17 protein-coding genes are annotated in these 17,501 nt (G+C 71.3%); 11 read left to right on the top strand and 6 right to left on the bottom strand.

Annotated features, from left to right (window positions below; translation table 11 throughout):
* Positions 1 to 33 precede the first annotated feature (33 nt).
* Positions 34 to 357, bottom strand: a complete 324-nt coding sequence (locus tag ETAA1_RS22835; RefSeq protein WP_145242612.1) for a hypothetical protein — start codon at positions 355 to 357, stop codon at positions 34 to 36.
* A gap of 229 nt (positions 358 to 586) precedes the next feature.
* On the opposite strand from ETAA1_RS22835, the gene ETAA1_RS22830 reads away from it, so the two are divergent.
* The 4 genes from ETAA1_RS22830 to ETAA1_RS22815 all read left to right on the top strand — a co-directional run bounded on the left by ETAA1_RS22830 (position 587) and on the right by ETAA1_RS22815 (position 4,247).
* The gene (locus ETAA1_RS22830) at positions 587 to 1,705 is read left to right on the top strand and encodes a methyltransferase domain-containing protein (RefSeq protein ID WP_145242610.1); all 1,119 of its coding nucleotides are present in this window, start codon (positions 587 to 589) and stop codon (positions 1,703 to 1,705) included.
* 87 nt (positions 1,706 to 1,792) lie between these two features.
* Positions 1,793 to 2,656, top strand: coding sequence for a zinc ribbon domain-containing protein (locus ETAA1_RS22825; RefSeq protein WP_145242608.1), 864 nt, complete (start codon positions 1,793 to 1,795; stop codon positions 2,654 to 2,656).
* Positions 2,657 to 2,715: 59 nt separating this feature from the next.
* Complete coding sequence (locus ETAA1_RS22820; RefSeq protein ID WP_145242606.1) at positions 2,716 to 3,762, top strand: class I SAM-dependent methyltransferase; 1,047 nt, start codon at positions 2,716 to 2,718, stop codon at positions 3,760 to 3,762.
* On the top strand, positions 3,759 to 4,247 hold the full coding sequence (locus ETAA1_RS22815) for a cupin domain-containing protein (RefSeq protein ID WP_145242604.1): 489 nt from the start codon (positions 3,759 to 3,761) through the stop codon (positions 4,245 to 4,247). Before ETAA1_RS22820 ends, ETAA1_RS22815 begins: the two co-directional genes overlap by 4 nt.
* Positions 4,248 to 4,523: 276 nt before the next feature.
* On the opposite strand, the gene ETAA1_RS22810 is transcribed toward ETAA1_RS22815, so the two are convergent.
* Positions 4,524 to 5,643, bottom strand: a protein-coding gene (locus tag ETAA1_RS22810; protein WP_390621225.1) for an IS3 family transposase whose coding sequence is annotated in 2 segments (ribosomal slippage) — positions 4,524 to 5,364 and positions 5,363 to 5,643 — 1,122 coding nt in all. Because the reading frame shifts where the segments join, the coding sequence is not laid out codon by codon here.
* A gap of 108 nt (positions 5,644 to 5,751) precedes the next feature.
* Here ETAA1_RS22810 and ETAA1_RS32305 point away from each other — a divergent pair.
* The 3 genes from ETAA1_RS32305 to miaA all read left to right on the top strand — a co-directional run bounded on the left by ETAA1_RS32305 (position 5,752) and on the right by miaA (position 9,042).
* The gene (locus ETAA1_RS32305; RefSeq protein WP_202920345.1) at positions 5,752 to 6,246 is read left to right on the top strand and encodes a hypothetical protein; all 495 of its coding nucleotides are present in this window, start codon (positions 5,752 to 5,754) and stop codon (positions 6,244 to 6,246) included.
* A 172-nt stretch (positions 6,247 to 6,418) separates the two neighbouring features.
* The gene (locus tag ETAA1_RS22805) at positions 6,419 to 8,065 is read left to right on the top strand and encodes a hypothetical protein (RefSeq protein ID WP_202920344.1); all 1,647 of its coding nucleotides are present in this window, start codon (positions 6,419 to 6,421) and stop codon (positions 8,063 to 8,065) included.
* Between the two features lie 23 nt (positions 8,066 to 8,088).
* Complete coding sequence (gene miaA, locus ETAA1_RS22800; RefSeq protein ID WP_145242600.1) at positions 8,089 to 9,042, top strand: tRNA (adenosine(37)-N6)-dimethylallyltransferase MiaA; 954 nt, start codon at positions 8,089 to 8,091, stop codon at positions 9,040 to 9,042.
* Here the strand turns inward: miaA and ETAA1_RS22795 are convergent.
* Complete coding sequence (locus ETAA1_RS22795; RefSeq protein ID WP_145242598.1) at positions 9,020 to 9,700, bottom strand: 3-keto-disaccharide hydrolase; 681 nt, start codon at positions 9,698 to 9,700, stop codon at positions 9,020 to 9,022. The two genes, miaA and ETAA1_RS22795, sit on opposite strands and share 23 nt — an antisense overlap.
* 125 nt (positions 9,701 to 9,825) lie before the next feature.
* Between ETAA1_RS22795 and ETAA1_RS22790 the strand changes: the two genes are divergently transcribed.
* Together ETAA1_RS22790 and ETAA1_RS22785 are read left to right on the top strand one after the other, a co-directional pair.
* A complete protein-coding gene (locus ETAA1_RS22790; RefSeq protein ID WP_202920343.1) occupies positions 9,826 to 10,614 on the top strand; it encodes a carboxypeptidase-like regulatory domain-containing protein in 789 nt (262 codons plus the stop codon).
* The gene (locus tag ETAA1_RS22785; RefSeq protein ID WP_145242596.1) at positions 10,611 to 12,122 is read left to right on the top strand and encodes an FAD-dependent monooxygenase; all 1,512 of its coding nucleotides are present in this window, start codon (positions 10,611 to 10,613) and stop codon (positions 12,120 to 12,122) included. Before ETAA1_RS22790 ends, ETAA1_RS22785 begins: the two co-directional genes overlap by 4 nt.
* A 27-nt stretch (positions 12,123 to 12,149) precedes the next feature.
* Here ETAA1_RS22785 and ETAA1_RS22780 read toward each other — a convergent pair whose 3' ends face one another.
* Together ETAA1_RS22780 and ilvB are read right to left on the bottom strand one after the other, a co-directional pair.
* Positions 12,150 to 12,986: a hypothetical protein gene (locus ETAA1_RS22780; protein WP_145242594.1), complete on the bottom strand. Its 837-nt coding sequence runs from the start codon at positions 12,984 to 12,986 to the stop codon at positions 12,150 to 12,152.
* Positions 12,987 to 13,062: 76 nt separating this feature from the next.
* A complete protein-coding gene (gene ilvB, locus ETAA1_RS22775; RefSeq protein ID WP_145242592.1) occupies positions 13,063 to 14,826 on the bottom strand; it encodes a biosynthetic-type acetolactate synthase large subunit in 1,764 nt (587 codons plus the stop codon).
* A 324-nt stretch (positions 14,827 to 15,150) separates the two neighbouring features.
* Between ilvB and ETAA1_RS22770 the strand changes: the two genes are divergently transcribed.
* Complete coding sequence (locus ETAA1_RS22770) at positions 15,151 to 15,837, top strand: HEAT repeat domain-containing protein (protein ID WP_145242590.1); 687 nt, start codon at positions 15,151 to 15,153, stop codon at positions 15,835 to 15,837.
* 66 nt (positions 15,838 to 15,903) lie between these two features.
* Here ETAA1_RS22770 and ETAA1_RS22765 read toward each other — a convergent pair whose 3' ends face one another.
* On the bottom strand, positions 15,904 to 16,293 hold the full coding sequence (locus ETAA1_RS22765) for a bifunctional nuclease family protein (RefSeq protein WP_145244747.1): 390 nt from the start codon (positions 16,291 to 16,293) through the stop codon (positions 15,904 to 15,906).
* Between the two features lie 123 nt (positions 16,294 to 16,416).
* Between ETAA1_RS22765 and ETAA1_RS22760 the strand changes: the two genes are divergently transcribed.
* Complete coding sequence (locus ETAA1_RS22760; RefSeq protein ID WP_145242587.1) at positions 16,417 to 17,445, top strand: SpoIIE family protein phosphatase; 1,029 nt, start codon at positions 16,417 to 16,419, stop codon at positions 17,443 to 17,445.
* Positions 17,446 to 17,501 lie beyond the last annotated feature (56 nt).

Genomic DNA, 17,501 nt, shown 5'->3' with positions numbered 1-17,501 from the left:
CGAGCCGTCGGCCGGTGGGGGGAGCGTGCGGGTCTAGCAGCGCGGGTGCGGACGGAGCGCGCCGCGGCCGGGCGAGCCGGCCGCGGCGCGGGCGGCCGAGCGGACCGAGCCGGACGCGAGCCGGTTCGCGTAAACGTGTGTCGGAGGTGAAGCCGCGAACGGCGGGCCGCCGGCGCCGGCCGCCCGGCGCGGGCACGCCGACGACAGCGTTTCCACGTCCGCGTCGGCCTCCTCGCCGACGGGCGCTGCGGCGACGGCGGACTGAATGAGCGGCAGCGGCGACGCGGTGAGCAGGACGGCGAGCGTGAGAAGGCCCGCGAGCAAGCGCACGGCGATCGCGGCGGGGGCGCGAAACATGGCGGTATGATACGCCCGCCGGTCGCGGCGCGGCTAGCCGAAGGGGCGCGGCGTCGATCCAACATTAATTTGTGACATTGACTCAATGCGTGCCGCGACCCCCCAGGGGGGAGCCGTACACACAATACCGTTCGTCCCGGCAACGAGCGTGCGACCGACGCCGTGGCGTGGTGCTATCCCGAATCCGTAGAATCACTTCCGACCCCGCCCGCACCCCACGACGGTCCCGATGTCCCGCAAAGGCCGCCCCGAGTCCGACGCCGCGCCGCTGCCGCCGCTCTACGCCATGACCCACGCCGGCCTCGAAGCCGTCGCGGCGGACGAGATCAACCGCGACCTCGGCGGCGAGGTCAAGAAGACGACCCGCGGCCTCGTCGTCTTCCGCGTCAAGGACGTGACGCCCGACCTGCTGAAGCTCCGCACCACCGAGGACGTGTACCTCCTGGCGTGGGGCTCGGACAGCCTCGCCTTCACCGCCGACGACCTGAACCTGATCCGCACGTGGACGGCCCGCAAGCCCGACTGGCCGCGGCTGTTCAAGCTGCACCACTCGCTGCGGCCGAAGACGAAGGGCCGGCCGACGTTCAACATCATCGTGCAGATGCAGGGCGAGCACGGCTACCGCCGGACGGACGCCCGCGAGGCGTTCGCCGAGGGGCTCGCGGGTGTGATTCCCGCCGGCTGGCAGCGGACCGACGAGAACGCCTGGCTCGAGATCTGGCTGACGATCCGCGGCAAGGTCGCCACCTGCGGCGTGCGGCTGTCCGACCGCACGATGCGGCACCGCACGTACAAGCTCGACCACGTGCTGGCGTCGCTGCGGCCGACGGCCGCGGCGGCGATGGTGCGGCTGGCCGGCGTCGGCCCCGGCATGACGGTGCTCGACCCGATGTGCGGCGCGGGCACGATCCTGGCCGAGGCGCTGGACGTGGCCCGCAGCCGCCGCGGCGACCCGGTCCGCGTGGTCGGCGGCGACATCGACCCGAACGCGATGTTCGTCACGTCGCAGAACCTGGATCAGGTCGGCAAGGCGTCGCTGTTCCGCTGGGACGCGACGGCGCTGCCGCTGGCCAGTGCGAGTGTCGATCGGGTGGTGTCGAACCCGCCGTTCGGCGTGCAACTGGGGTCGCCGGAGGAGATCGGCCCGCTGTACGCCGCGGCGGCGCGGGAGTGGGACCGGGTGCTGAAGCCGGGCGGCCGGGCGGTGCTGCTGGTGTCGGAGTTCGACTCGCTCCAGCCGCCGCTGCGGTCGCGCCGGTGGGCGATGACGCGGCAGCTGAAGGTGCGGCTGCTGGGCCAGCCGTGCGTCCTGAGCGCGTGGGAGAAGCCGGACTGGGTGGGCAGTTAGCCGGAACGGCCCACCCGTTGCACCGGGTGGGCGTCGTTCGCTAGGATGAAGCCGGACCGCTCGGTCCGCACGTCCCGGGAGCCTGAGATGGCCGTCACGTACACCTGCCCGCACTGCGACGCGGCGATCAAGACGCCCGCCGCGGTCCCGGCCGGGCGGCGGGTGAAGTGCCCGAAGTGCGAGCAGGGGTTCGTCCCGGTCGCCGCGGACGAGCCGGCCCCGACGGCCGGCGCCGGCACGTTCAACTTCAAGGACGACGACGGCGGCAAGAAGAAGAAGCCGGACGCCGGCGGGTTCAAGTTCAGCGACGACCCGAAGAAGAAGCCCGCGAGGCCGAAGGACGACGGCGCCAAGCCGCCGCCCCCGGCCCCGGCGTCGGCCAAGCCGAAGGTGGACGAGGACGACGACGAGGACGCCGAGTCCATCAAGCGCGGGTACGGCGTGGCGCAGGAGACGGACGAGGAGAAGATGAAGGCCGAGCAGGCCAAGGTGAAGTTCGGCGAGGTGCAGGACAAGTACAAGAAGAGCGCCAAGGGGCCGGCCGTCGGGCTGATGGTGATGCCGGCCAACCTGATGACCGGGGCCGGGCTGATCGCCGCGGCGGCGGGGCTGGTGTTCTTCGTGATCGGCATGTGGCCGCTGGTGTTCAGCGACGCCCCGGTCGGCGACGAGGAGTTCGACGACTCGATCCTGACGATGTTCCTCGGCTTCATGGTGTTCCTGTGGGGCGCCTTCATCTGCTTCGGCGCCAGCCAGATGTCGGACCTCGGCAACTACGCCTTCGCGACCGCCGGGGCGGTGATGGCCATCCCGCTGCTGGTCGGCATCTACGGCGTGGTGATGCTGCAAGACGCGAAGGTGAAGGAGGGCTTCGCCGAGACCGAGGGCGGCCCCGAGGACGAGGAGGAGTCGGACGACGACGAGGACGACGACGACGAGGACGACGACTGACCGCGACACCCGCCGCCTGACGGCGGTCGGCTCGCCCGCGGTCGTCGTACAATCCCCCCATGAAGCACGCCGCCGACCTGTTCCGCGTGGTCGAAGACCGCGTCCGCCCGCCGGCGTGTATCGCCCTCGGGCCGCCGTGGGCCGTCGCCTCCATCGCCAGGCGAATCAACCGCCCCGACACCGTTTGCTTCCAGATGGACCTGCACCAGGCCGGCCGCGTCCGCGAGTGCCTCGACGAGCAGGGCGCGGCCGCCGAGGTCGTGAGCGGCCCCGACCTGTGGGACCTGGAGCAGCGGTTCGGCACCGTGGTCTACCCGGCCGCGGCTTTCGGCGACCGCGAGCTGAAGATCGACACGATCGAGCAGGCCTACCACGTCCTGGCGCCGGGCGGCCTCCTCATCTCGCTGTCCGAGTACGAGCGCGACAACCAGTTCGCCAAGTGGCACAAGAAGGTCTTCGGCAAGTGCGGCGAGAGCCCCGCGGGGCCGAACGGAATGGCGTTCTGGAGCACGAAGACGGACGACGTGCCGGACCGCCGCCGGCACGAGGTGAAGTACCACGCCAAGATGCCGGACGGCACCGGCCTGGAGTTCGTCAGCCGCCCCGGCACGTTCAGCTACGGCCGGTTCGACAACGGCTCGCGGGCCATGCTGGAGGTCGCCGACATCCGCCCCGGCGACGCCGTGCTCGACCTCGGCTGTGGCGCGGGTTCGGTGGGCTGCCTGGCCGCGGGGAAGATTGGGCCGACCGGCCGCGTCACGTTCATCGACAGCAACCTCCGCGCGATCCAGCTGGCGAAGCTGAACGCCGCGGCGAACGGCGTCACGAACGCGACGTTCGTTGCGGCGACGCGGTTGCAGGGGCTCGAAACGGACAAGTTCGACGTGATCCTGGCGAACCCGCCGTACTACGCCAAGGCCGAGATCGCGCGCCTGTTCGTGGAGGGCGCCCGCGACCTGCTGACGCCGGGCGGCCGCTACCACATCGTGACGAAGATGCCGGAGGCGGTGGTGCCGATGATCTTCGAGACGTTCGGCGACTGCTCGGTGATCGAAAACCGCGGCTACTCCGTGATCCTGGCCGAGCGCCCGGGGGGGCGATCGTGACCGCCGCCGACGTGATCCGCGTGCTGGAGTTGCAGCCACACCCGGTCGAGGGCGGCTACTTCCGCGAGACGTACCGCAGCGCGACAATGATGTCCGCGCACGGCGGCACCCGCGCCGTATCGACGGCGATCTACTACCTGTTGAAGCCGGGCCATGTGTCGGAGCTGCACGTCCTGCCGGGCGAGGAGGTGTTCCACTTCTACTTCGGGTCGCCGGTGCGGATGCTGCAACTGTGGCCCGACGGCAGCGGCCGCGAGGTGGTTCTCGGAAGCGACTTGGCGGCCGGCGAGGTGCCGCAGTTGGTGGTGCCCGGCGGCGTGTGGCAGGGTACGCGGCTCGTCGGCGCCGACGGCTTCGCGCTGTTGGGCTGCACCGTGGCCCCCGGCTTCGACTACGCCGACTACCGCGGCGCGACCCGGGCCGAGCTGACGGCGAAGTGGCCGGCGTTTGCGGAGGAGATCGCCCGGCTGACGCCGCGGGGGTAGCGGGCTTTTCGTAGGTCGGGTCGAGGCTTCGAGACCCGACGCGAGGCGCGAAAGACTACCCGGTCCGAACACGAGACGACCCCGCGCGGGGGTTTCCTTCCCGGTCAACACCTTTCGTCAACCGCACCCCGCGTCGGGTCTCGAAGACTCGACCCGAGCTACGAAACCATTCGCAGGAGTCGTGACGTGACTGATCCGCGACAGAAGATCATCCACGACTATACAGTGGACCCCATTGTCTAGACCAAAAAGTGGCGATCCTTCGCTACTGTTTCGTCAGGCCGTCTTGGCCCCGACGCCGTACACCTCGGCCGGGGTGCGGTAGTCCAGGGACTGGTGCCGCCGCTCGGTGTTGTAGAACCCGAAGTACGCCCGCAGCCCGCCCTCCAACTCCGGCACCCGCTCGTACCCCTTCAGGTACACGTCCTCGTACTTCACGCTCCGCCACAGCCGCTCGACGAGCACGTTGTCCAGGCACCGCCCCCGACCGTCCATGCTCACCGCCACCCCGGCCCGCTCCAGCCGCCCGGTCCACGCACCGGCCGTGAACTGCACCCCCTGGTCCGTGTTGAACACCTCCGGTCTGCCCCGGCCCAACGCCTCCTCCAGCATCTCCTGGCAGAACGCCCCGTCGAGCGTGTTGGACAGCCGCCAGGCGACCACGTACCGGCTGAACCAGTCGATCGTCGCCGCCAGGTACATGAACCCACCCGGCAGCGGCACGTAGGTGATGTCGGCACTCCACACCTGGTTGACCCGCTCGACCGCCACGCCCCTCAGCAGGTACGGGTAGACCTTGTGCCCACGGCCTGCCAGCGACAGTTTCGGCTTGGGGTAGATGGCCTCCAGCCCCATCACCCGCATCAGCCGCCGCACCCGCTTGCGGTTCACCTCGTGGCCCCGGCCGATGAGCCACTGCGTGATCTTTCGGCTCCCGAAGAACGGGTGGGCCGTGTACTCCTGGTCGATGAGCCGCATCAACTCCAGGTTCTCGGGCGTCTCCGGGGTCGGCTCGTAGTACCGGGTCGAGCGGTTCAGACCGACCAACTCGCACTGCCGGCGGATGCTCAGCTCGGGGTGATCCTCGTCGATCAACGCCCGCCGGGCGTCAGCCGAGGGGGGCAGATTTTTTTTTCACCCAGTCGAGTTCGACCTTGAGTCGCCCGATCTGCTCGAACAGCTCGGCCGTCTTGTCCTCCGGGGGTCCGGTGGTCTTGGCTCCCGAGGCGAACACGGCCTCGACCCCGGCCAGGAGTTGCTTCTTCCACCCGTGGATCAACGTCGGGTGGACGCCGTAGTGGGACGCCAGTTCGTTGATGGTCTTGTCACCCTTGACCGCCGCCAGGGCGACCTGAGCCTTGAACGCCGCCGAGTGGCTCTTCCGCTTGCCCGCCATCGGTTCCCCTTTCCTGGCTCGCCGGTGTAGCTTAACCGGCGGTCCAGTTTTCGGGGTCCACTATACTACGCACGGTGGACGGCACTGTCCGCCCTCAAGCGATCTCCGGTGAAGTCACGAATCGAGGTCTATCCGCTTCTTGACAACGTCGTATTCGGCACGGTTTTACTGCCTGGAACGCCGATCACTCCCACTGAGTTTGACGACTGGCACAGGGACAGCACGAGCGCGTTATGTAACCGAAGCAATCGGCTCGTAGTCGGGTGGGCCGTCAAGATGTTGAACGTCTACCTCAAGACGGCAGCGTATGTCGGCGACCTCGGCCGGCCCGGACTCCGGGACGTACTCCATCCGCCCATCGACGGCGGTCTGTGGTCGGGGCTTAGCGAGTTAGCCGCCAGCCCCAAGCGAAAAGTCAGCCCGGAAGTATTGGCGAGATTGCTCCAACTGAATGGTCCGATCAACGGGATCACGGACTACCCTGCGTACCTGCAGATCATCACTGCCTGCCGCAATGTTGCTCTTGGCGAAGGCTGTTCGCTCATCGAACTCGAACAGTTCTGGCTCGGCTCCGCGACACCACCCAGCGAGCCGGGGGCGTGAGCCCTCGGATTCTCGTGACACGCGCCCCACGAATCCGGGGGCTGATGCCCCCGGCTCGCCGGGTTCGAGAGCGCCTGGTCCGTGTATTTCGCCCCAACTTGTATTTCCGTCGCGCCGTAGCCCGGCTTGCAGAACCCACCCCGCCTCGCTATCCCCCCGGGCGAGGTGCGGCATGAAGCGGTGGCCGGACGCGCTGTGGCTCTTGCTCGTCGGCGTGTACTCGTCGGCGTGGTGCGTCACGGCCGCGGCCGAGCTCGGTGCCACGTTCGACGAGCCGTTCTACCTTGCCTCGGGGCTCAACGCCTGGCGCACCGGCAGCAACAAACCTCTTATGTCGGCCGGCACCCTGCCACTCGCCGTCGACGCACAGACGCTACCGCTCTACCTGTGGGAGCGCGGCCGCGGCGAGCCGTTCCACGTCTACCGCGAGATGGACGTGATCCTCCCCGCGGCGCGGGCCGCGAACCTGCCGTTCTGGTGGCTACTGCTCCTGTACGCGATGCGGCTCGGCCGGACCTGGGGCGGCGTGTGGGGCGGCCGCATCGCCGTCGGCCTCGTCGGCTTCGACCCGAACCTCCTCGGCCACGCGGCGCTGGCGACCACCGACATCCCCATCGTGGCGATGATGCTGGCGCTGGTGTACCACGCCCACCAAGGCGCCGGCCGCGGCTGGTGGCCGCGCGTATTCGTGCCCGGCGTGTGCTTCGGGCTGGCGACGCTGGCCAAGGCCAGCGGCATGGTGTTCGGCGTGCAGGCGCTCGTGGTGATCGGCCTGTGGCACCTGGCGAAGGCCGGGGCGCTCACGCCGACACCGGGAACGGGCTGGATCGGCCGAGCGGCCCACGTCTGGCACGCCTGCCACGGGTTGCGCAAGGACATCGCGGTGTCACTGCTCGTCGGCTTCACCCTGGTGTTCGTCTACACCGGGTCCGACTGGGTGGTCGAGCCGACGTTCGTCACCTGGGCCGCGGGGCTGCCCGACGGGCCGGTCAAGGACGTGCTCGTGCCCGTGAGCACACACCTGCGCGTCTTTCCGAACGCCGGTGAGGCGATGGTCCAGCAGGTGAAGCACAACTTCCGCGGGCACGGCACGTACCTCCTTGGCGAGTGGCACGACCGCGCCACGCTCAGGTACTTCCCGCTGGCCCTGGCAATGAAGACGCCCCTGCCGGCGCTGCTGCTCGTGCTGCTGACGCTGGCCGTGCGGCCGCGGGCGTGGAACACGCCGGCCGGGTGGTTCGCCCTGCTGCTGCTGCTGTTCAGCCTCAACTGCCGCGTGCAGATCGGCGTGCGGTTCATGTTCACGCTGATGGCCGTGGCCTACGTGTGCGCCGCAGCTGCCGCGAGTCGCGGGGTACTCCGGTGGGTCGGCTGTGGGCTCGTTGCCGTCACGGCCGGCGTCTCGCTGTCGGCGTGGCCGCACGGCCTCGGCTACTTCAACCGCCTGTGGGGCGACCCGGCGCTCGGCTACACGCACTTGCACGACTCGAATTTCGACTGGGGCCAGGGCCTGCCTGAGTTGAAGGCGTGGTACGCGGCCCAAGGCGGCGGCCGGCCGCTGGCCGTGTGGTACTACGGCACCGACCCCGACATCCTGTACCCGCCGTTCCGCCACGTCCCCGTCAGCCACGCCAAGCTGACCCGCGGCGACCAGCTGCCCGGGGTCGCCGGCCGCGGGCTGTTGGCAGTGTCGGTCACGTCGCTGTACGGCAACCGCTGCATCACACCGTCCACGCGCGTTGCTTCCGAGTGGGTGCTGGCGCGCGAGCCGGTCGGCCGGACGCACACGTTCCTCATCTACGACCTGGCGCGCGAGTGACGGCGGAGCGCTACAATCCTGCCATGTTCCCGAACGCCCTGATCCTGACCGGCCCCACCGCGTGCGGCAAGACGGCGCTCGCGCTCGCCGTCGCGCCGCGGCTCGGGGCCGAGGTCGTGGCGACGGACTCGATGACCGTCTACCGCGGCATGGACGTCGGCACCGCGAAGCCGACCGCGGCCGAGCGCGCCGCCGTACCGCACCACCTCGTCGACGAACTCGACCCGTCCGAGAGCGGCACCGTGGCGTGGTGGCTGGGCCGCGCCGCCGCGGTGAGCCGCGAGCTGGCCGCGCGCGGGAAGCGGCCGCTGTTCGTCGGCGGCACGCCGTTCTACCTCAAGGCGCTGCTCCACGGCCTGTTCGACGGCCCGCCCGGCGATCCCGAGTTGCGGCAGCGGCTCGAAGCGGAGGCCGAGCGCGTCGGGAAGGAGGCGCTGCACGCCCGGCTGGCGGCGGCCGACGCGAAGACGGCGGCGCGGCTCCACCCCAACGACGTACGCCGCGTGGTGCGGGCGCTCGAAGTCTTCGAGCTGACCGGCAAGCCGATCTCGGCGTGGCAGCAGGGCTGGGACACGGCTGCTTTTGCTGGCGAATCCGCCCCGCCGCCGGCCGCGATCCCCGGTGTGGTGTTGGAGCTGCCGCGCGAGATGCTGTACGACCGGATCAACCGCCGCGTCGGGGCGATGCTCGACGCCGGCTGGCTGGACGAGGCCCGGCGGCTGCGCGAGCGGCCGATCAGCCGCGAGGCGGCGCAGGCGCTCGGCTACCGCGAACTGTGGGACTACCTCGACACGCCGGGCGCAGACCTGGACGCCACCGCGGACCAGATCCGCACCCGCACCCGGCAGTTCGCCAAGCGGCAGCTGACGTGGTTCCGCCACCTGCCGACGCTTGTCGGCGTCCCGGCAGACGCGCCCGACGCGGCCGAGCAGGCGCTGCGGGCGTGGGGTGCCGTTACTTCAGCGGCCGGATCGTAATGTCCTTGAATTCCACGTCCGTTCCCTCGGACTGGAGAGCGATGCGGCCGCGCGTCAGGTTGCAGTCGGTGCCGCCGTTCACGACGCGGCCGTTCACCGCCAGCTCGACCGACCCTCCGCGGCACGCGATGCGGTAGTCGTTCCACTCGCCCGCCGGCCGCTCCACGACCTCGTCCTTCGGGCTGCGCCAGACGTGCCGCTTCGTCTTGTCGTCGGCGTCGCGGCGGGCCGGGTCCACGGTCAGCTTCACCTCGGCGGCCGTTTGCAGCCAGATGTCGCCGGCGCGGCCGGCCCGCAGTTGCGCCTCCACGCTCACCGGCCACACCACGTCCGCCTTCTGCACGTGGAGCAGCACGCCGCTGTTGCCGCCCTTCAGGCCCGCCGGGTAGCGCCACCTCAGTGTCAGCTCGTAGTCGCCGTACTCGGCCTCGGTGGCGAGGTAGCCCGTCGGCTTCCCCGTACACCGCAGCACGCCGTCCGTCACGCTCCAGGTGTCTTTCGCGTCGATCGGCGTGGTTGGGCCGTCCTTCACGAGCCGGCCGAACGCCTTCCAGCCGGTCAGGTCTTTGCCGTTGAACAGCGGCACGGGGGCGGCGGGCTGGCCGGCGGCGAGGGTGGCCAGGGCGGACGTGAAGGCGACCGCCAGGAACGTGCGCATGGGAAACTCCGGGAGGGGACGGGGGCATTGTCGCCGGCGGGGGTGGTAACCGCCACTGCCGCGACCGGGCGGCCGGCGTATGATGCCCGCGACCTACCGAACCCACTCCCGTCGGAGTCCGAACCATGTCCCGCCTGTTCCTCGCCGCAGCTCTCGCGGCCCTCGTCGCCGGCGCGGCCGGGGCCGCCGACCCGGTCTTCGACAAGGCGCTGCGCGACTCGCTGGCCGGCGTCCACAACTCCGGGGCCGACCTGTACAACCAGGGGAAGGACTACGCCGGGGCGTTCCGTCTGTACGAAGGCGCCCTCCGCACCTCCCGCCCGCTGCTGGCCCACCGCCCCGCCACCCAGGCCGCCATCGACGACGGCCTCGCCGCCGCCGCCAGGGAGTCGGACGCGGCGAAGAAGGCGTTCCTGCTGCACGAGGCCATCGAGAAGGTCCGCTCCGACCTGAAGGAGCCGGTGAAAGGCGCCGTCGTCCCGGAGCCGAAGAAGACGGTGACCCCGGAGCCGAAGAAGACGGTGACGCCGGAGCCCAAGAAGACGACGGAACCGGAGCCGAAGAAGACCACCACCCCCGAGCCGAAGAAGACTACGGTGCCCGAGGTGAAGAAGGGCGCGGCCGGCGGCCCCGAGGTGAAGGGGAAGGTGACGTACAAGGGGCAGCCGGTGGCCGACGCAACGCTGACGTTTACGACGCTCGACCGCATGGTCGGGGTGCCCGCGGTGACGGCCAAGACCGGCGCCGACGCGACCTACCGGGCGACCCTCGTGGCCGGCCGGTACGCGGTTACGGTCACCGCGACGGCCAACGGCAAGGCGGTGCTGCCGGCCCGGTACGCGGCCGCCGACACGTCCGGGCTGACGTTCGTCGCCCCGGCCGGGGCGAGCACGTTCGACGTCGACCTGCAATGACCGGCCCCGAGGTGTTCGTCGCCGGCGCCGGCCCCACCGGGCTCGTCCTCGCACTCTGGCTCGCCCGCGCCGGCGTACGCCCCCGCGTCGTGGACAAGGCGCCCGGCCCCGGGCTCGCCTCCCGTGCGATGGCCGTGCAGGCCCGCGTGCTCGAGTTCTACCGGCAACTCGGCGTCGCCGACGGGGTCGTGGCCGGCGGCCTCCTCATGTCCGGCGGCCGCTTCTGGGACCGCGGCCGCCTCGTCGCCCGGTTCTCCCTCGGCGACATCGGCGCCGGCATCAGCCCGTTCCCCTTCGTCCTCAGCTACCCGCAGGACGACCACGAGCGCTACCTCCTCCGTCTGCTCGGCGACGCCGGCGTCGCGGTCGAGTGGAATACCGAACTCGTCGGCGTGCGCCAGACACCCGGCCGCGTGTTCGCCCGCCTCCGTGCCGGCGGCACCGAGTCGGAATCCGAGCACGCCTACCTCTGCGGCTGCGACGGCTCACACAGCGCCGTCCGCCGCGCGCTCGGCGTCGGCTTCCCGGGCGCGAAGTACGACAGCCGCTTCTACGTCGCCGACGTGGCCGGCGAGGGCTGGTCGCCGGGCGCGTTCGTGAACGCCAGCCTCGGCCGCGACACGTTTTGTCTCGGCTTCCCGGTCCGCCGCGACGGCATGGTCCGCCTCATCGGCATCCTTCCCGCCGAGCTCGCGGAGCGCACCGACCTGACGTTCGACGACGTGCGGCCCATCGCCGAGCAGTTGCTCGGCCTCCGCACGACCTTGGTGAACTGGTTCTCGACGTACCACGTCCACCACCGCGTCGCGGAGCGGTTCCGCGTCGGCCGGGCGTTCCTCGCCGGCGACGCCGGCCACGTCCACAGCCCGGCCGGCGGGCAGGGGATGAACACCGGCATCGGCGACGCCGTCAACCTGGCGTGGAAGCTGGCCGCGGCGCTGCGCGGGACCGCAGCCCCGGACGTGCTCGACAGCTACGAGGCGGAGCGGATCCGCTTCGCGCGGGTACTCGTGGACACGACCGACCGGGCGTTCGGGTTCCTGGTCGGCGGCGGCGTCCGCGGCTGGCTGATGCGGCGGGTGGTGATGCCGCGCGTGCTGCCACTGGCGGTCCAGGTGCCGGCGCTGCGGCGGCAGATGTTCCGCCTCATCTCGCAGACGCGGATCGAGTACCGCCCGAGCCCGCTGAGCGCCGGCGGTGCCGGCCGAGTCCGCGCCGGCGACCGGCTGCCGTGGCTCGGTGAGCCCGACAACTTCGCGCCGCTGGCGAACCGCGAGTGGCAACTGCACGTTTACGGCGACGTGGGAGTGGCCCTGCGCGACGTGGCGTCACGGGCGGGGTTGCGGGTGGAGCGGTTCGCGTGGTCGGCGGCGTGCCGGCGCGTGGGCGTCGCGCGGGACGCGATCTACCTCGTGCGGCCGGACGGGCACGTCGGCTTCGCCGGCCGGCAGAGCACCATGGCCGAGGTGGAAGCGTACCTCGCGCGGTGGGCGATCCGCGGCGGCTGAGGCCGTTCGGCGCACGGCGGTACGGCCTCAGCTGCCCGCGTCGGGCTCCGCATGCGGGGCCAGCAACTTCAGCACGCGCAGAGCCGTCGCCAGCCGGTCGGGCAGGTCCGCGGGCGGGAACTCCTCGCCGTCCCAGTACACCAGCAGCGACCCGTCCAGCGCCTCCACCACCAGCGACCGCTCCTCCAGACACACCCCGATCAGCTCGTCCGTGAAGCACGCGGCGACGGCGTCGGCGTCCGTGCCCTGGAGCACGTAGGCGTCGTTGAACTCGCGCTCGCCAGCGAGGCGGATCGACCCGCCGCCGGCGCCCACGGCGTCGGCCAACTTCTGGCGCCAGCCGCGCGGGTACAGCGCCAGCCGAGGCACTCCCCGCGCCTCGCCGTCCCACACGATCGTCGTGCGGGCCACGACGTTCGACCCGCCGTAGCCGCTGCGGTAGTCCATGACGCGGACCCGGCGGCCGCGGTAGCTCCCTTCCAGGCGGTTGCGGCGCAGCTCGTGCTCGGCGTCGCCGATCGTCGCGCAGCCGCGGAGGAACGCGGCGGCGCTGCGGCCCGGTTCTTCGGTGTAGTCGAGGCCGAGGTCGTCGCCCGCGCGGGCGAAGCCGAGGGCGCGGTTCCAGCGGGCGCGGTCGCCGCCCATCAGGAGCAGGCCGCCGAGCGCCACGAACGGGCTGAAGATGCCGACGAAACAGCAGCAGATGCCGGGGCCGTCGGAGCCGAAGACGTTGACGCCGCCGCAGGCCATCAGCGGGCCGACGACGAGGAAGGAGAGCGAGGCGATGAGCCAGCCGTTGGCGCGGTACGCCTTCCGCTCCAGACGGCGGATCGCGGCGCGGGTGCCGCGAGACTTACGGGCCATGCGTCCCTCCTCACGCGAAAAGCCCGGGGACGGCCGTCCCCGGGCTTTCACTCCCACCCGCACTCCCACCCACACGCTACGTCTTGATGATGTCGTGGACCGTCATCCCCGCCGGGATCATCGGCAGCACGTGCTCCTGGTGCGGCACGTGGACGTTCAGCAGGAACGGCCCCTCGCTCTCGATCATCTCGATCAGCGCCGCGTCCAGGTCGGCCTTGTCGATCACGCTCCGCGTCGCCACGCCGAAGCCCTTGGCGATCGTGCAGAAGTCCGGGTACGGCGGCTGGTCGTCGCCGGCCCCGAGGTAGGTGTGGCCGCGGTTGCTGCCGAAGAACCGGTCCTCCCACTGCATCACCATGCCGAGGTGCTGGTTGTTCAGCAGCAGCACCTTCGCCGGAATCTTCTCGGCGAATGCCGTCGCCAACTCCTGCACGTTCATCAGGAAGCTGCCGTCGCCGTCGATGTCGATGACGAGGTTGTCGGGGTGGGCCACCTTGCACCCGAGCGCCGCCGGCAGGCCGAAGCCCATCGTGCCGAGGCCGCCGCTGGTGATCCACTTCCGTGGCTGGTTGAACCCGAAGAACTGCGCCGCCCACATCTGGTGCTGGCCGACGCCGGTGGTGATGATCGTCTTGTCGAGCTGGCCGCGGTCGCGGAGGATTTCCCACAGCCGGCGGATGGCGTGTTGGGGGATGATGGCGTCCGGCCGCTCCGGGCAGCGCATCGGGTCGGCCTCCCGCCAGGCGTCGATCTGCCGCCACCAGTCCGGGTAGCGGCCGCCGGCCACGAGGTCCGCGTTCGCGTCCTCCTTCAGCATCCCGTTGAGCGTGGCGAGCGCCGCCTTCACGTCGCCGTGGACCGGGACGTGGGCGAACTTGTTCTTGTGGATCTCGCTGCGGTCGATGTCCACGTGGACGATCTTGCCGTGCTTGACGAACTCGGTCAGCTTGCCGGTGACGCGGTCGTCGAACCGCACGCCCAGGGCGATGAGCAGGTCGGCGTCGTTGATGGCGTAGTTGCTGTACACGGTGCCGTGCATGCCGAGCATCTGCAGGCACAGGTAGTGGTCGGCCGGGAAGTTGCCGAGGCCGTGGACCGTCAGGCCGACGGGGATGCCGGTGAGCTCGGCGAGTTCCCGCAGCTCGGCCGACGCCCCGGCGTGGGTGATGCCGCCGCCGGCGTAGATGAACGGCCGCTTGCTGGCGCGGATGGCCGCGACAATCGGTTCGAGCTCGGCGCGGGTCGGCTTGCGGAACGGGCGGTAGCCCGGCAGGTCCATCGGGCCGTCCCAGTCGGGCACCGTGCTCTTCACCTGCACGTCCTTGCAGATGTCGATGAGCACGGGGCCGGGCCGGCCGGTGGTGGCGATGTGGAACGCCTCCTTCACCACGCGCGCCACGTCCTCAACCCGGGTGAGCAGGTAGTGGTGCTTGGTGATGCCGCGGCAGATCTCCACCATCGGCGTTTCCTGGAACGCGTCGTTGCCGAGCACGGTCGTGGACACTTGTCCGGTGATGAAGACCAGCGGCACCGAGTCCATCTTGGCGTCGGCGATGCAGGTGACGAAGTTGGTGGCGCCGGGTCCGCTGGTGCTGAAGCAGACGCCGGCCTTGCCGGTGGTGCGGGCGTAGCCGTGGGCCATGAACCCGCCGCCCTGCTCGTGCCGCGGCAGGATGGTGCGCAGGCGGTCTTCCACCTTCGTGAGCGACTGGTGGATGGGCATGGAGGCGCCACCCGGGTAGGCGAACACGACCTCGACGCCGTGGCGGATGAGGCTCTCGACGAGGATGTCGGCCCCGGTCATGGGGGTGCCGGCGGGGGGTTGCGAGGGAGCGGCCATGGTCGTACCCGGGTCGGGAGGCGCACAAACGGAGTTACCAGTATAGCGGCCCGCGCCGGGGGTGTAAGCGCGGGCCGGGGAAAGATTTCGAGAAGATCGGTGCATCCGAGCCGCCCCCGTCAGGGGTCGGAGCGGGTGACGGTGCGAATGCGCCGACCCCTGACGGGGCCGGCCCGGATGCGGTCGCCGCGCCGAACGCGCCCGATGTGCCGCGTGCGCCGCCGCGCCGCCGGCGCTCCGGCCGCTTCGCGGCCGAAGTGCCGCTGACAACCGCCCCGCCGTCCGATGCCATGAGGAGGAACGCCGCGCCGCAGGAGCACCACCGTGACCGTCACCCGTCTGGCCGCCTTTGTACTGCTCGTCGCCCTCGCGCCGCGGGCCGACGCCAACCCGTTCTGGTCGAAGGCGAAGGGCAAGTCCGACGCGCAGGTCCGCACGCTCGTCACGACCCTGAGAACCGATCCCGACGAGAAGCGCCGCCGCGCGGCCGTCGCCGAGCTGCGCGACGCCGACCCGCGGGCGCAGGCGGACGTGATTCCGGCCCTGGTTGCGACGCTCCAGCGCGACCCCGCGGCGCACGTGCGGGCCGACGCCGCGGACGTGCTCAGCAGCTACCGCACGGTGTTCCCGCTGGCCGGGTCGGCTCTGGAGGCGGCCGCGGAGACGGACCCGGCCCCGGTCGTCCGCGACCTGGCGAAGCAGGCGCTGTGGGAGTACCACCTGCTCGGCTACCGGAGTTCCCGCGGGGCGGACGGCTTCCTGGGCCAAACCGCGGAGCCGCCGGTGGTCGCCCGCGCCGCGCCGCGGCCGCCGGTGGCGCAGGTTCCGACGGTCGTGGCGGTCCGGGTCGAATTGCCGCGCGTGCCGACGCCGACGGCCGTGTCGTCGTACCGGCCGCCGGTCCGGCCCGAGCTGCCGGCGCCCGCGCCGACCGGCCCGCGGATCATCTTAACGACGGCACCGCCGGTCCGGCTGGACCTGACGGAAGAGCCGCCCCTGGCGCGGAAGTAAGCCGAAAGCCCCAAATCCGAGGCCCGGGCACCGGCCCGGGTTCGATTTTCGGGCTCCGGGGGTTCGTCAGTCCTCATCGAGAGCTTCGCCGAGCACGTCCTCGTTCACGTAGATGGGCACCTTCGCCGTCACCGCCAGCGCGATGGCGTCGCTCGGCCGGCAGTCGATCTCCACCAGCTCGCCCTCCTGCCGCACCCGCAGCTTTGCGTAGTACGTGTGGTCCTTCAACTCGCTGATGACGATGTCCTGAATCTCCGCGCCGAGCTGCTCCACGGCGGCCACGACGAGGTCGTGCGTCAGCGGCCGCGGCGACTCCATCTTGCGGACGCGGCGGTCGATGCTCGTGGCCTCGAAGATGCCGATGACGATCGGGAAACTCCGCTCCCCGTCCACCTCGCGGAGGACGATGACCTGGTGGTCTTCGACCTCGCTGATGATGATCCGGCGGAGCTCCATCTGCACGGGCACGGGATGCTCGCGGTCGTTGTGAGGGCGGTCGGGCTTCCGGCCGGCGCGGCCGTCGGGTAGAAGTTTACCCACCCGGCCGCGCCGTTTCGAGTACCCCGGCCGAACCATCCCATGCCGACCGTCCTGCTGAGCGCCGCCGACCCGACCGCCGCCCTCCCCGCGGCCGGGTTCGATGTCGTCGCGCACGCCCTCGGTAGTACGCCGCCCGTCGACTTCGCCGCCGTCGCCGTCGCCGTCGTGGTCGCCGAGCCCGTCCCCGCCGCGGCGGCGCAGACCCGCCGCTGGCGTGCCGAACTCGCCGACGAATTCGTCCCCGTCGTCTGGCTCGTCACCCGGCCCGAAGCCGTCCCCGTCGGCCTCGACGCCGGCGCCGACGTGTGCCTGATGATGCCCGTGGAGCCGCCGCACCTCGCGGCGCAACTCCGCTCGCTGGCGCGAACCCGGGCCGCGTCGGCGCGCGTCGGCACGCGTGCCGCGGAAGCCCGGCTGCTCGGCGACCAACTCCGACAGGCGTTCGCCCGCCTCGACGCCGAGCGCGAACTGGCCCGCCGCGCTCATCAGGCCGCGCTGCCGAACGAGCTCCCCGGCGGCGTTACCGTGTGCCGCCGCGGCCGCGCCGGCTTCCACGACGCCCGCCGCCTGCCCGACGGCCGCATCGCCTTCCTCGTCGGCGACGTGCCCGGCCGCGGCGGCACCGTGGGAAGCCTGCTCGGTCTACTGGCGCTGCGGGCGGCGTTCCCGCCCGGCGCCGAGCCCGACCCCGCCGCGGCGCTCGAGCGCGTCAACCGCGACCTGCTCGCGCTCGGCCTCGACGACCCGCCGCTGGTGGCGCTCCTGGCCGGCGTCGCGGATCACGAGTCGATTACGGTGGCGCGGGCAGGCCTGACGGCTCCGGTGTGGCTGCCGTCGGGCGGTGAACCGGCGGCGTGGTCGGCGCCCGGCCCGTTCCTCGGCACGGCCGAAGCGTCGTACCCGGCGCTGACGCGCCGCGGCGGCCGCCTGCTCGTGTCCACCGCTGGCGGCGACGCGCTACTCGCCGCGGCCCGGCGACACGGCGCGGACGTGGAGGCGGTCGCCACGCACGTTCTCGCGGCGACGCCCGGCGCCGAAGATGTCGTGGTGATGGCCGTCGCCCCTTGACGCCGCCGCCCGGCCGGTAAGAATTCACATCACGGAACCAACCGCGCCCGCCGCCC

Source organism: Urbifossiella limnaea, assembly GCF_007747215.1.
In the GTDB taxonomy this organism is placed as follows: Bacteria; Planctomycetota; Planctomycetia; order Gemmatales; family Gemmataceae; genus Urbifossiella; species Urbifossiella limnaea.
This window is presented reverse-complemented; position numbering and strand designations above follow the sequence as displayed.

Coding starts and splice junctions, on each gene's coding strand:
- ETAA1_RS22760 (WP_145242587.1), top strand. CDS start 16,417: ATGCCGACCGTCCTGCTGAGCGCCGCCGACCCGACCGCCGCCCTCCCC.
- ETAA1_RS22830 (WP_145242610.1), top strand. CDS start 587: ATGTCCCGCAAAGGCCGCCCCGAGTCCGACGCCGCGCCGCTGCCGCCG.
- miaA (WP_145242600.1), top strand. CDS start 8,089: ATGTTCCCGAACGCCCTGATCCTGACCGGCCCCACCGCGTGCGGCAAG.
- ETAA1_RS22795 (WP_145242598.1), bottom strand. CDS start 9,700: ATGCGCACGTTCCTGGCGGTCGCCTTCACGTCCGCCCTGGCCACCCTC.
- ETAA1_RS22835 (WP_145242612.1), bottom strand. CDS start 357: ATGTTTCGCGCCCCCGCCGCGATCGCCGTGCGCTTGCTCGCGGGCCTT.
- ETAA1_RS22785 (WP_145242596.1), top strand. CDS start 10,611: ATGACCGGCCCCGAGGTGTTCGTCGCCGGCGCCGGCCCCACCGGGCTC.
- ETAA1_RS22820 (WP_145242606.1), top strand. CDS start 2,716: ATGAAGCACGCCGCCGACCTGTTCCGCGTGGTCGAAGACCGCGTCCGC.
- ETAA1_RS22805 (WP_202920344.1), top strand. CDS start 6,419: ATGAAGCGGTGGCCGGACGCGCTGTGGCTCTTGCTCGTCGGCGTGTAC.
- ETAA1_RS22765 (WP_145244747.1), bottom strand. CDS start 16,293: ATGGAGCTCCGCCGGATCATCATCAGCGAGGTCGAAGACCACCAGGTC.
- ETAA1_RS22790 (WP_202920343.1), top strand. CDS start 9,826: ATGTCCCGCCTGTTCCTCGCCGCAGCTCTCGCGGCCCTCGTCGCCGGC.
- ilvB (WP_145242592.1), bottom strand. CDS start 14,826: ATGGCCGCTCCCTCGCAACCCCCCGCCGGCACCCCCATGACCGGGGCC.
- ETAA1_RS22780 (WP_145242594.1), bottom strand. CDS start 12,986: ATGGCCCGTAAGTCTCGCGGCACCCGCGCCGCGATCCGCCGTCTGGAG.
- ETAA1_RS22825 (WP_145242608.1), top strand. CDS start 1,793: ATGGCCGTCACGTACACCTGCCCGCACTGCGACGCGGCGATCAAGACG.